Below are 14,325 nucleotides of genomic sequence, written 5' to 3'. Positions count from 1 at the left end.
GAACGGAGTTGAAACAAATGTCAAAATTTGTTATAGAGTGTCCGCAGTGCGGTAATTATGCAGAGGCATCAAACTTTATCTTTGCTAAAAAGCACATCAACTGCTCCTGCGGAAATGTGATAGATGTCCGTGCGGACAGAATGAGTTCCCGTGCCTGCCCCCATTGCGGCAATATGGTCGTGTTTGACCAGGCAAAAGGTGATAAGGCGCTGTGCCCTGTCTGCCACAATAAGATAAACACGATGGATCAGCTTGCGAACCTTGTGAACTTCCACTGTCCGAGCTGTTCGTGCAATCTTTCAGCAGACAAGAATGCCAAAAGCTACACCTGCCCGCTGTGCGACACTGTGATTGATGTTCAGAAGCAGGTCGCTAAAGAGACCGAAAAGAAAAAAGGCCTTGCCAGTGTTATCAAGTACGAGGGCGACAATCAGACTTTTGTCTGGAAGCACCCGATCGAAGATTTCAACCTCGGCTCACAGCTTATTGTTCACGAGTCTCAGGAGGCTGTGTTCTTTCGTGACGGACAGGCTCTTGATCTGTTCGGTGCGGGCAGATATACCCTTGCAACGCAGAATCTGCCGCTGCTTGAAAACCTGTATAAGTTCCCGACAAATGTTGATACACCATTCCACAGTGAAGTCTACTTTATTAACAAGACTGTGCAGATGGGTATCAAATGGGGAACAGACAGCAAGATAAGATTTTTTGATACGGTTTCAGGCCTTCCCATTGAGATAGGTGCAAGCGGTCAGTTTAACCTGAAAGTCAGCGATTCACGAAAGCTGCTCATCAAACTTGTCGGCACTGCAAGTGAATTCACTCAGGCAGATGTAATTGATGGCAGCTACGGAATGAAACCGACTATTGCAAAGTTCCGTGCGATGATAATGACCAAGGTCAAGAGCAATCTTGCCCGTGTCATCAAAGAAAAGAATATAAATATACTCGAGGTAGATGAGCACCTCGACGAGATCTCGACAACACTTTGTGATGTTATCAATGAGAACCTGGTTGAGTATGGTCTGCTCATGCCGGAGTTCTTCGTTACAAACATTGTCACCCCGGACGATGATCCAAATTTCCAGAGGCTCAAGCAGCAGCATGCGGATATGTACCTCAAGGTGCGTGAAGAACAGGTGCTCAAAGCTGAGGCTGAGGCAAGCGCTGAGCGTCAGGCTGTTGAGGCTGCAACTGCCGCAAGAATGAAAGTCATCGGTGCTCAGGGCGAAGCAGAAGCATACAAGCTCAAGGCTGAAGCAGAGGCTGCCGAGATGCGCATGAAGGGCTATACATACCAACAGGAAACTGCTCGTCAGGTCGGTCTTGCTGCTATGGAAAATATCGGCAGCGGCGGCGGTGCAGGCAGCGGTATAGGTGATATCGCAGGTCTTGGTGTTACACTCGGAGCTATGGGAAGCGTTATGGGTATGACAAGAGAGGCGCTTAATCCTGTTGCCGCTAATGCACAAGGTGCAGGACAAGCTATCGGAGATACTATCAATCCTACTGCAAACGGCTGGGATTGCGAGTGCGGGCACAGGAATATCACAACTAAATTCTGCCCTGATTGCGGAAAACCGAAACCAGAGCCTGCTACAAACAATAGCTGGGATTGTGCTGAGTGCGGAACAAAAGATATAACCTCAAAATTCTGTCCGAACTGTGGATCAAAGCGCCCGGAACAGCCAATCGGCTGGACTTGTCCTAACTGCGGAGCGCAAAACATAACATCTAAGTTCTGCCCTGACTGCGGTAACGCAAAGCCTTCAGAGCCTGAAAAGTGGGATTGTCCGAACTGCGGACATAAAGATATAACAAGTGGATTCTGTCCGGATTGTGGTCACAAGAAAGGAGAATGAATATGAGCAAGAGTAATAAAGCTGTAATCGTTTTAGTTGTTATTGCCGTAATGTTCTCCGTAGTGGCTTTTGCCGTTCCGTTCCCGAAAAACGCATCGTTCTGGATAGCATACGTTGCCGAGATCATTGCTATAGCACTGCAAGTGCCTATTTTCAAAGTTGCTTTCGGCGGAGCTGATGACCTGAAAAGTAAGTTTTTAGGCTTCCCGATCGCTCGTGTCGGTTATACATACCTCATTATTCAGACAATACTCAGTGTGATGTTTTTCTCTATGGGCTGGATCCCTGTTCCTGCATGGATAACCGCTGTTGTATGTGTTCTTGTTTTAGGCATAATGCTTGTGTGCAGCATCACAGCTGACATAGCAAGACAGACAGTTCAGAAAATAGAACAGACCACAAAGGCAGATACAAACCTTATGGTGAGTCTGCGTACACGCAGTTCACAGCTTGTAAACAGGACAAATGATCCTGCACTGAAAAAAGAACTTGAAAGGCTTGCTGAGAACATTCAGTACAGCGATCCTGTAAGCAGCGCTGCGATAGCTGTTGAAGAGCAAAGGCTTGTATCGGCTTTGACACAGCTTGAATCGGCAGTTATAAATAGTGACTCACGAGCTATTGATATGTGCAGAAACGTGCAGATAGCACTTGATGACAGAAATGCAGCATGCAAAATGAATAAGAGAGGATAAGAATTATGGCAGTATTCAAGTGTAAAATGTGCGGAGGTTCGCTGGAAGTAACAGAGGGTATGACCGTCTGTGAGTGCGAGTATTGCGGAACTAAGCAGACGATTCCGAAAAGTCACGATGATGTGCTCACCAATAACTTCAACCGTGCCAACAACCTTCGTATGAAAAATGAGTTCGATAAGGCACAGGAGCTTTATGAAAAGATAGTTTCTGCAAATCCAACAGAGGCTGAAGCCTACTGGGGTATCGTTCTGTGCAAATACGGTATAGAGTATGTTGAAGACCCTACAACACTCAAAAAAATACCGACCTGCCACAGAACACAGTATGAGTCTGTTGTATCGGATGTGGATTATCTTTCTGCCATTGAAAATGCCGATGCCGGACAGAAAGAACTGTTTGAAAAAGAAGCCGCAGAAATTGACAAGCTTCAAAAGAATATTCTTGAGATAGTACATAAAGAAAAACCCTTTGATGTGTTTATCTGTTACAAGGAAACAGACGAAAACGGCAAGCGTACATCTGACAGTGTTATTGCAAATGATATTTACTATCAGCTGACGCAGGAGGGATTTAAGGTCTTTTATGCAGCGATAACCCTTGAGGACAAACTCGGACAGGAATATGAGCCATATATTTTTGCTGCACTTAACTCGGCAAAAGTAATGCTTGTTATCGGCTCAGATCCTGAATATTTCAACGCTGTCTGGGTTAAGAATGAGTGGAGCAGATACCTCAAGCTGATGAAGAATGATAGGTCAAAGCTGCTGATCCCTTGCTACAAGGATATGGACGCATACGATCTACCGGAGGAGTTTGCACATCTTCAGGCGCAGGATATGAGCAAGATCGGTTTTATCAATGATGTTATCCGTGGAATAAGAAAGGTGCTTTCAAAAGAAAAGACTTCTGAAAGTAAAGCAGAAACCAAAACTGTAATCAAGTCATCAAGCGGTAATGTTGAAAACCTTTTAAAGCGTGGTAACATTGCGCTGGAGGACGGAAAGTGGAACGATGCCAAAGGTTACTTTGACCAGGTGCTCAACGAAGATGTTGAGGAGCACAGGGCTTACATAGGTTTTTTGTGCGCTGAATACGGCATAGCAAACGAGCAGATGTTGGTTCAGGTGAATGATGATTTCACACAGTCGGAATACTATCAAAAGGCTTGCCGCTTTGGCGGAGAAGAAGTAAAGAACAGGCTGTATGGCTATTATCTGCAGAGTAGATATAACCACGCATCCTATGTGCTGAGTGAGGCAAAAACAACTAAAGACTGCATTGCGGCTAAAGAGATCTTTGAGTGGCTCGGCGAATACTCCGATGCACAGAAAAAAGCAGAAGACTGTGAAGAAAAACGCAAGAGTATTATCTACTCACAGGCAGAAGAAATAATGAAGATCGCCGTGAATAATGATTCTTTCACACAAGCGGCAAAGCTGTATGAGTCACTGGGCGGTTACCATGACAGCGAGAAAAAAGCGGAACAATGCCGCAACAAAGCAAAAGCATTCATTGAAAAAGTTACGCAGGAAAAGAAACAAGGTATATACGACAATGCATTAAAAGCAATAAAGGATAAGGACAGTTACAGCGAATCTGATATAAAGTTACTCGAGAATTCGATCAAAGATCTAAAAGCTCTTGGCGATTTTAAGGATTCAAAGGAGCAGATAAAGAACTGCGAGGACAAGATATCGGAAATAGAAGATTATCTGGAAAAAGAAAAAGCTGCACAAGCAAGAGCGAGGAAGAAAAAGAAGAAGATCACTGCCATTGTTTCGGGTTCTGTTGTAGCGGTAGCGGCAGTTGTGATTGTATTTGTAACAGTTATTCTACCATTAATGAAATACAATGATGCAAAGAAGTTACTCGATGACGGCAAATATGATGAAGCAGTTGAAGCCTTTGAAAAGATGAAGGATTACAAGTATTCTGAGGAGATGATCATAGAGGCTAAATTCAGAAAAGCTGTTGCATTTAGTGAAAATGGAAACTATGATGAAGCAATTGAGGCTTTTGAAGAATTAGACGGATATAAAGACAGTACAATTCAGATTGCAAAATGTAAAACAGCTATCAATGATGGCAAATACAATACTGCACTCAATCTATACAACTCTGGGAAGTACGACGAGGCGATCACGGCATTTAATGCGTTGAACGGATATAAAGACAGTACAATTCAGATTGCAAAATGTAAAACAGCTATCAATGATGGCAAATACAACACTGCACTCAATCTATACAACTCTGGGAAGTACGACGAGGCGATCACGGCGTACACTGTATTGGATGGCTATAAAGATAGCGCTGAAAAAGCTGCTTCTTGTTTGTTTTTGAAACAGAAACCAGGTTTGACAAACATTTCTGTTGGTTCAACAATCAAGTTTGGCTTCTACGAGCAAGACAACAATACCTCAAACGGCAAAGAAGAAATTGAGTGGAAGGTACTTGCAGTAGAAGGAAACAAAGCACTCGTTATAAGTCAATATGCGTTGGAATGCCTAAGGTTCAACAGCACATATACAGATACTACTTGGGAAAAGTGCACGTTAAGAACTTGGCTGAATGGAACATTCTATAACACGGCATTCGGTTCGGATCATCAGAAAATGATAATAAAATCCACCGTTACAGCTGCTAAGAACCCGTCATACAACACTTCACCCGGAAATAACACAACAGATAATGTGTTCCTTCTCAGCATCACAGAAGTGAATAAATACTTCAGTTCGAACAGTAGGCAGTGTCAAGGCACTGCATACTGTTATGCAGAAGGCGCATATAAAGCCGGAAATGGTAACTGCTGGTGGTGGCTGCGGTCGCCAGGCAGTAATTCTAACTACGCTGCTTGTGTTAACAGCGGCGCCTCCGTCATAAACGGCGGTAGCTATGTCCACAACGATCGTGGTGCTGTCCGTCCCGCTTTGTGGATAAATCTGAAATAGTTCAAGCAAATGACTTTTGATATAATCATATCAAAAGATGAGCATTATTGAAGGAGCAAACAGGAGGGAAAATGAGCAATTCAAGGTTTAAATGGAATCAATTTGGCAGTTTATGTTCAGTAAAAGAATTAGCTAACTATATGCAAAGAGAGTATGATCATAGTAATTATTATCATTATACAAAGCTTTGTGTGATTGATTCAATATTAGAAAAGAATCAAATCTGGGCATCGTGTGTAAAGGGTGTTAATGATAAAACTGACAAAAAACAGTTTGGCAATGTGGAACAGCAACGAGAATACTACACACTTTGTTTCTCTACTGGCGTACATGAGAATCTTCCGTTATGGTATCTTTACAGTGGAAAAGATGGAAAAGGGGGGAGGATAAGGTTTACATCCCAAATGGTAAAAAAGCTAATAGAAGAAAGTACATATTTACTATATGAAAGTAATGGTAAAGCTCTTGTAGGAGAACCAATAACACTGCTCCCCAATAAAACCTTTACCTATAGTTTCAAAGATGTACTATATTGTCATCAAGAACAGAGTAATATCGCACTAAAGTATAATACTATGACAAACTATCATATTAGTAATAGTGAATTTGAAGAATTGAAGAGAGAGTTCAAGCATTTTGTCAAAGGATTGATTTGGTATTATGAGAAAGAAAGCAGATTAGTGATACATCTTGAAAATGAAGCTAAAAAAATAATTAAAAATAATCCTAAAAATGATTATAAGGTAGTAATAGCTTTTAATGATAAACTCAAAAAGAACATCTCGATTAATCTTGCTCCGAACATCGTTGATTATAAAGATGAAGAGATAAAGAAATTCAAACATATTTATTCTCATATCTTTGATACCTCAAAGGTACAATTAAGTATGTACAAAGGCGAGATAGACATGAAGTTAGATTAAGGAGTGACCATTATATCAAAATTTGTTGTTGAACAAACCATACTACATACTTAAATGTAATAATGTGTGCTCAAACTAAATACAACAAGCTCCCCTGCGGTTTGATTCGCAAGGGAGCTTTGTTCTATTCTGTTCGGTTGTTTGGATTTTCCTCTTTGAGCCTCACACATTGCAAACCTTGGTCTTTGTTTGGTCTTTATTTCGGCAAGATACTGCATGATATTACGCTATATTATGACATAGCCCCTTGTGACAGAATCGCCGCAGGAGCGGGCAAAGAAACACCTCAGATGCGTGGATTTTGGCAAGCGGCAGCGCTTCAAGTCCTGGTTATAAATGAAGAGCTCGCAAACAGCGTGTTTGCGAGCTCTTTTTATTCAATTCATAGCTAAAGCTTTTTTTCTCAGTAAGACTGGGGAATCGGATTACAATTAGGAACTATTGCTTACTTGTAACAGCCCCTTTTTTTGTTCTATTCCAATCGTGGCTCTGATCATTGTATCAGCTATATTTTTTTATCTTTTCAGCATCAGGATGGTCTGTCCATTCACAAATAAATCCGTAGGTCGAAAGATCCTCACCTTTGCCGCTTCCATCGGTATCGATCCAGCCTCCTTTGTTCATATACCAATCTTCATATGTTACACTTTTGCCGGCAATTCTTGCGTTGTATTCCCGATTCTCTAAATTATCGGGCTGCCAGAATTCTTTGCCTTTTGAGTTTTTCCACACATCCCAATGTGTATAAGAAAAATCACTTCCGTCGATCCAGTGCCAGCTATTGTTTTTCTTCTCAAGCCCGATCCAGTAATTATCCTTTGAGCCGAGCACACCAACAATGAAGTCTTGTTCGCTTTGTGAGTTGATAGATACAAGATGTCCGCCCATTTCCACACAAGCTTGTTCACTCTTGTAGGCATCGTATTTGTCCGGGTTTGAAAAGACCATATAATAATGTCCGCTGAACTCAACTACACCCTCCGGCAGGATTGCTTGTTTTGTATCTGTCCCACGATCCGATAAGATGATAAATTCTTTGGAAGCTTTATCAAACGTCATTTCGTGATTGGTCTGAATGTGACCACCACCTTCGTCTTTTATCTTCCGTTCAACAGCATATGCTTTTCCTTCTTTGGTGAAATCAAAGCCGCTGTATTTTCCTGACACGGAAGGCTCAAAGAATTTGTCTGCGTCTACTCCGAACACATACCCGGTCGTTGACCAAGTGCCGGCGTGAAGCGATATGCTGAAGAATTTCAAACCGTCTATTGTGTTTTGATAGGAATCATCATAATAACAATCAAGCCCATTGAACTTTTTTGCCTGGCTTATTTCACCTTTCGAGTTAACGAAGTAAATACTATCCAAATTATATATCTTTGATTTATCACGTATCTCTCCGCCTTTTGATACCACGACAAACAGCTCGGTTTTGCCGTCTCCGTCATAGTCAGCTTCTGCCCATAGAACTATTTTTCCGCCACTCATTTTTTCGATATTCTTTTTGAGTTCATCCTGCTTTGCGGGATCACTGTTGCCAGGACTTTTTAGATTAAGCCATTGAACATATTTTATTTCTCCCGCTTTAACACTAACCGTCTGATCATCTGATATTTTCTGGTCCTTTTCGGCTCTTATAATATATTCCCCTTCTGGAAGTATCAGTTCAAAATGTCCATTTACATCTGATGTATTACTATGCTCGTTTATTGACAGCTTGATCTCATCTGTTCCGTTTCTTTTATAGATTCTTATCGCTACATCAGGAATAGCAATAAGGTCGGTCCCGTTTGAAGCATCAGTAACATAACCGTATATCGCACCATAATCATTATGACTGCTTTGCTTATGGTTTGCCTGACTGGTAGATGCAAGAGAGACAGCAATGCTTGCATCCGCAAGATATTTAGAAGATTTATCCGGGGCGGTGTAAATCTGTTTATCGTCTTTATGAGATCTTAGTACAATGCTTTTTACCTCAGCGCCGGTCAGTTCATTGTTGATGCTCCATATGTCAGCACATATTCCTGCAATATGCGGCGAAGCCATTGATGTACCATACTTGACTCCGTATTTATTATCAGGTAAAGTTGAAAAGATTTTTTCACCGGGTGCGAAAACGTCTACACGATTGCCGGCATTTGATGAATTGGCAGCTCTGTATTTTTCATTCATATTGCCAACAACGATTATACGATCATATACATTTTTATGCTTTTCGGCTGAGATCAGATTCAGCCATGAGGAATACTTGCTTTCAAGATGTCCGATGGATCTGTCTGAATCATTTCCGGCAGCACTCACTAAAACAAAATCGTATCCTTTAACTAATAACCTGCTTAAAAAATCTCCAAGAACAGAAGCTTCGTTCTCAAAATCGCTGAAATCATTATTGGAAATATAGCTATGCAGATATTGATAGTTCGTTTTTTCTGTTCCTTCGATAAAGAATATTTCTTGTTTATAATAATTGAAACCCAATGATTCGTTGATTACTTTCACATCTCTTAGTATTAGTTCTCCAAGAGCAATTTTCTGAAACATAATCGACCTGTGGTTATTATTGCCTGCATATTTGCTGTCCAGATTAACTCCATAAAGATTATCGCTTGCATAAGGATAAATGCCGCATATACCATTACTATCCTTTGAATCAGCAGCCATTATACCGGCCACATGAGTTCCGTGTTCTGGCGATTGTCTTTTTTTTACATCTTCTTTGGTATATCCGTTCTGTCCTTCGCTGTTATAAAAGACACCGTTTCTGGCAAATTTAAGATCCTTGTGAGATTCGTCAAAACCACAATCTACGAGTCCGACTTTTACAGGTTTTATCCTGCTTTTGATTAAATCCATGGCTTTCCAGGCATATGGTGCATTTATTGCCTGAGCTCCCCATGCTCTTGAGCGTCGTATGTCAAGACTTGAAAAAGCTTCCTTTACCGGATCAGCTATCCATTCATTTCCGGTGTTAATATCGTTATTATCATTAGTCGTGCCCAGTTCTGCGATATAATTCAACGAGGCAGATTCAATTATTGTTTCTTTAGTAATAAGATCTACAAGCTTTTGCGGATCGTCATTATCAAGCCTGAGCTGATAGTCGCCTGTTTTTTCTATACACCCTACCACCTCTGCATTATAATTCGCTGCAAGCTCTTTGATGTCTTTCTTTGTAACATCCGGCTTAGCTACAATCAGTATTTCGTTATCCGCATAATATACTCCATTCCCTGAAGAGGCAATGTGGCTCTCATCTATCGGAGCACAATATATCTCTCCGATGTCTTCAACTTTTTTATCTGGTTTATCCGAGCCTTTGTGCAGGAATGAAAATGTTCCTATACCGACCGCAACAGCAACGGCTGATGCGATGATAATTATCAGCTTTTTCATTCAATACCTCCAAAATCAATAACTATTCACTCTTCTCTCTTGTGGTAGCAGCAGGTGCAGGACTTGTGCTTTTCGTCATTTATCTTGCCGCAGTTTGCACATTTCCAGTCGCCTGGCTTGATATTTCTGCCTTTAGATGAGGGGAGGTTTGCCAGCATTTCAGTTTTAGCTTGCTTCACGTATGGGTATGTCACTTTTTCAGCAAGCTTTGCTCCTCCAATGCCCACAACGATGAGCAGGACTGCAAAAATACTTATTCTGAACGAAACAAGTTCCATAGCCTTTGACAGTTCCTTGGTGCTCACGCCATACTTGCTTGCAGAACCTGAAATAGTTATATAATTAAAGGCAAATCCGGCGACAACGGCGAGTATTCCCGTGATCCCCATAAATACCAGTCCGCTTGTTGTTTTGTCAAGAGATTCGCTATATTTCGTGTTGACTTTTAACAGACCTGTAACTATCTTTGTCATACCGATACAGCCGGTTATCAGCATAGCAAGACATAATAAACAGAATAAAAAACCGAAATAGAATATAGTTCCGTGTGAAGCACTTACATATGTGAAAATAGCAAAGACATTACCGTTTGGTATCTCATTGCTTCGATTCATCAGCAACGGACAAAGAGACAGAATTATTGAGAGTATTCCTATTGCTGAAGCAGTATAATACTTATAGTCATGCTTTATCACCTTGTTGATGACCGAGTTGGTATGAGCAGCTGTGCTTATAGTTGATTCCTCAACAGATGCACCGCACTTGCTGCAAAACTTAGTACCCTGTGCTATTTCAGCACCGCATTTTCCACAGAACATTATTATTCCTCCTATTATCAAAATACAATTAAAATAGAATTAAAATCAATATGATTCCGGGATGGTAATTTTAACCGGCTTGTTCTGATTCGTTTCGGTCCCATTTCCAAGATTACCGCCATTGTTATTTCCCCACATATAAAGAGAGCCATCCTTATCAACATAGGCATTGCTCGAATAACCCATAACAAAATAATCAACATTGTCTGCAATTTTAGTGGGGGTTTTTAGCGCACTTTCTTTATAAAACAAGGCATCACCGGTGACATCAAATTCTGTTGCACCCCAGTACATTAATTCTCCTGAATCATTAAGAGCCATAAATTTGTAGTTGCACGCATCAACTTGTTTAATATTTTTTAGTAAGAGTCTTAACTCTACATTTTGATCTGCAAAGCCATTGAGGTTGTCGGTGCTTTTTGAACCTGCTGTGTAGAAATCTCCGTTGTTAGTCAATAGTCCGAGACAATCGAGGGTGTTACAAACAGAAGCTACATTGCTCATGATTTTTTGAGGTTTGCTCTTTTTTCCATCGTCTTTGGTGTCACCGCCAAGCGTGTAAACATCACCATCGTTAGTTAAGACAATTGAACAGTTATATCTACCTAACACACCATAATAGCCAAATATTACATCTTTTACATTCCCAATACTTGATTTTTTAGGTGTTGAGTGCTCTTCATAATCTCCAAGACCAAAACAGCCGCTTTTGTTGTCGCCAAAGAAATACAATTCATCAGACTCTGTAATGATAGCACACTTTTCATCTGTGAGTACTACTCTTTTTACTTTGCCCATTACAAATCCCTTTTCAAAGTTGTATCGCCGAGCGCATTCTCCATAAACATAAAGATCTCCATTGTTCATAATAACGGCAGTTGAATTACTTGAAAGAGAGACATCCTTTACATCACCCATTACTCGCACAGGAGTATCGTATGCGGATGAATCATATTTCTCTTTTCCCGGCATTTGTTTATTGTAATTTGAACCCCAAACTAATAAACTGCCATTCTCTAGAACTGCAGCTGAATGCGTTATTCCAAAATCAACATCAATCGTTTTATTTGATATTAACAAGTTTGGTTGAGTTACATTACCTATCAAATGTTTTACTCCAGATTGATGGTAATCATTTCTTCCCCAAACATACAGTTTGCCCTCATTGTCAATAAGAGCTGTATTCCTAAACCCAAGCACCAGTTTACTTATTGAATGATTATTGACCTTTTCAGTCGCCTCTGACTCCAACGAGCTGTCAGCAGCGCTTGTCTGTGAGCTGATCGTGCTATTGACGGTAGTTGTTTTTGCAGCCGTTGTTTTGGTTTTGGAGCTGCTGCAGCCACACATACTTATCGAAAGCACTATAGATATAATAACAGTCGGCATTCTTTTCATTACAATTCTCACTCCTCTTTTCCGTCTGCTCTTTTTTCAAGCTCTGTTTGTATATACTTTGCCGTTTCCTCTTTTGATGAAATCAGGTGATATTTTTTCAGCTCGTGCAGATATGCTATAACAGAGTCAGTTATACCTTTATCGCTAGCCACCACAACGAACGGCTTTTCATCAAAATCGTATACTCCTATGATACAGCCGTTTGCAAATATATTCATGCCTATGAACGGCTGCTTGTTGAATCCCGGGATACGCAGACCGAGCGGATGGTAATACGATTCGTGCAGAGTCACCATTGAATAATTAGTCAGGGTCTGTCTTCTGAATTGCTTTGACATTGATTTAGAGAAGTGTTTGCCCAGAAGATAATAGTCCTGCTCATCAAGAAAATCACGCATACCGTATACCGAGAACACATCGTAGAAGTTTTCTATGTTTGTAAACACATCTCTCAGAAAGATGCCGTACATATTTGCTATTTTGTCGCTTTCATCAGTATCCGTATAATCATATATGTCCGTTCTGGAAAGATCAAGACAGGTACAAGGTTGGTTGGATATTGTATAACAGTTGCTTTTATCAGCAAGAACTGTGGGTATTTGATTGTTGAGCAGTATAAGTGCGTCGTTTGCCTTGTCAAATGACATCATCAGCAGTTGTGATTTTTCTGCAAGACTTGAAAAACTTGTTGTATATATCTCTATTATTTGTCTGTCACAGAAAAACTGACCGTTGCGAAGCTCACTGTCAAATATCAAAAGCCCGTTTTCAGTTATCAAATAAAAGGGGAAAGGGGTGCTCTTCAGCAGGCTTTCAACATCATTCAGAGTTTTCATTACTGTACATGACTTAACGCACATGACCGACAGACAATTTGCCAATAGCGAGAAGTTCTGTGAATCTGAAACATCCTGTCTGTTAAATGGAGCCAGCCATTTTATGCCTGTACTTTCCGGTATGCAGTTAAAAGCCGAACTGATCCTTTCGGCAGCTTCGACCGTTATCGGAGAAAAGAAAAGCATCGGTTCAGTTTTGCTGTTTTTCATCATTGAGCATAATGAATCTAAAAGCTTATCTGCACCGATTATCTCAGAGTTAATGAGCTTGGTATGCATTTTATTATACTGTCCTAAGTGAGGGTATTGGAGAAAATACACCTGCTTGAAGGAGCGCCACATTTGTTTATTTTCACCGACAGATTTGCTGACCAGGTATGAATCCGTCAACATTATTTTTTCGTCAAGTGACAGTTCCATAGCCTCCATTATCTTTTCAACTATATCATATGAGGAAGGCAAAAGGTCACCGCTTAGCATTTTACTAATGTATGGTCTTTTTAAATTACTATTTCTGTGTATATCGGCTGCCTTGACATCATATTTCTCCATCAGAGCGTTCAGACACTCGTAAAATTCCATAACAACACCTCTTTTGTATATTTTACCACACAGACATTTTTGTTGCAACAATGTTTCCTTTTGGTATGGCAGCACTGGAAACACTGTCAATGGAGAAATTGAATCCCTGGTACATATAAAAAGATTATCTAACGTTTTCGTGAGATTATTTGACATTTTATTGCTTTCACAGTATAATTAAGGTAACCCTTCATGCATAGACGGAGAGGAGAATCGGCAATGGCAGTGTATATGCTTGGGTTTGGAAGCTATAGTGGGTTCATCGGTGAATAGTTCACTGGAAAAAGAAAACGAACCATAATGTTATAATTCGAGCAAATACTTTATGATTCACACTCTTGGTCTTTGTTTGGTCTTTATTATTGTATAAAACTACGCAATACTGCACGACGTTACGGTATAGCCCCCTATGACAGAATCGCCGCAGGAGCGGGCAAAGAAACACCTCAGATGCGTGGGTTTTGGCAAGCGGCAGTGCTTCAAGTCCCGTTTGCCGCATAAATGAAAAGCTCGCAAACAGGTTGTTTGCGAGTTCTTTTTATCCTGATAAAAAAACCACCTGCTATGCAGGTGGAATGTATAAACTTTAGTAAGAGCATAATCTGTCCCGCACAATAGACAAAAACGCCTCCTTGATATACAATGTAATAGGCTACCAACCGTATTACAAAAAACCAAGGAGGGATCACCAGATGGATAATAAATCTAATGATACGTATAGTTTAGCACATACGAGCTGGAAATGTCAATATCACATAGTATTTGCGCCAAAGTACAGACGAAAAGCTATCTACGGAAAGCTAAAACGAGATATTGGAGCAATACTGAGAGAGTTGTGCGAAAGAAAGCATGTGAGTATAATAG

The 14,325-nt window shown here is 40.6% G+C and carries 9 protein-coding genes; 5 read left to right on the top strand and 4 right to left on the bottom strand.

The window, feature by feature from the left end:
* Window positions 1–17 precede the first annotated feature (17 nt).
* The 4 genes from T494_RS12070 to T494_RS0102510 all read left to right on the top strand — a co-directional run bounded on the left by T494_RS12070 (window position 18) and on the right by T494_RS0102510 (window position 6,431).
* Window positions 18–1,862, top strand: coding sequence for an SPFH domain-containing protein (locus T494_RS12070; protein WP_037343762.1), 1,845 nt, complete (start codon window positions 18–20; stop codon window positions 1,860–1,862).
* Between the two features lie 2 nt (window positions 1,863–1,864).
* The gene (locus T494_RS0102520) at window positions 1,865–2,557 is read left to right on the top strand and encodes a hypothetical protein (RefSeq protein WP_028504930.1); all 693 of its coding nucleotides are present in this window, start codon (window positions 1,865–1,867) and stop codon (window positions 2,555–2,557) included.
* 5 nt (window positions 2,558–2,562) lie between these two features.
* On the top strand, window positions 2,563–5,508 hold the full coding sequence (locus T494_RS12065) for a DUF6273 domain-containing protein (RefSeq protein ID WP_037343760.1): 2,946 nt from the start codon (window positions 2,563–2,565) through the stop codon (window positions 5,506–5,508).
* A 71-nt stretch (window positions 5,509–5,579) separates the two neighbouring features.
* On the top strand, window positions 5,580–6,431 hold the full coding sequence (locus T494_RS0102510) for a DUF2971 domain-containing protein (protein WP_028504929.1): 852 nt from the start codon (window positions 5,580–5,582) through the stop codon (window positions 6,429–6,431).
* 501 nt (window positions 6,432–6,932) lie between these two features.
* On the opposite strand, the gene T494_RS0102505 is transcribed toward T494_RS0102510, so the two are convergent.
* Genes T494_RS0102505 through T494_RS0102490 form a run of 4 tightly spaced genes read right to left on the bottom strand, consistent with a single transcriptional unit; the run spans window position 6,933 to window position 13,461 of the window.
* On the bottom strand, window positions 6,933–9,827 hold the full coding sequence (locus T494_RS0102505) for a S8 family serine peptidase (RefSeq protein ID WP_028504928.1): 2,895 nt from the start codon (window positions 9,825–9,827) through the stop codon (window positions 6,933–6,935).
* Between the two features lie 26 nt (window positions 9,828–9,853).
* Window positions 9,854–10,645 (bottom strand): zinc ribbon domain-containing protein, encoded by a 792-nt coding sequence (locus T494_RS0102500; protein WP_028504927.1) that lies wholly within the window; start codon window positions 10,643–10,645, stop codon window positions 9,854–9,856.
* Window positions 10,646–10,690: 45 nt separating this feature from the next.
* The gene (locus T494_RS0102495; protein ID WP_028504926.1) at window positions 10,691–12,043 is read right to left on the bottom strand and encodes a hypothetical protein; all 1,353 of its coding nucleotides are present in this window, start codon (window positions 12,041–12,043) and stop codon (window positions 10,691–10,693) included.
* Window positions 12,044–12,051: 8 nt separating this feature from the next.
* Window positions 12,052–13,461: a helix-turn-helix transcriptional regulator gene (locus T494_RS0102490; RefSeq protein WP_028504925.1), complete on the bottom strand. Its 1,410-nt coding sequence runs from the start codon at window positions 13,459–13,461 to the stop codon at window positions 12,052–12,054.
* Between the two features lie 692 nt (window positions 13,462–14,153).
* Between T494_RS0102490 and T494_RS12060 the strand changes: the two genes are divergently transcribed.
* Window positions 14,154–14,325: transposase (locus T494_RS12060; protein WP_037343757.1), on the top strand; the 172-nt coding region annotated here is incomplete at its 3' end.

It is taken from the genome of Ruminococcus sp. FC2018, from assembly GCF_000621805.1.
Taxonomy (GTDB): Bacteria; Bacillota; Clostridia; order Oscillospirales; family Ruminococcaceae; genus Hominimerdicola.
Note: the sequence above shows the minus strand (reverse complement) of the source record. Positions and strands in the feature narration are given on the sequence as shown.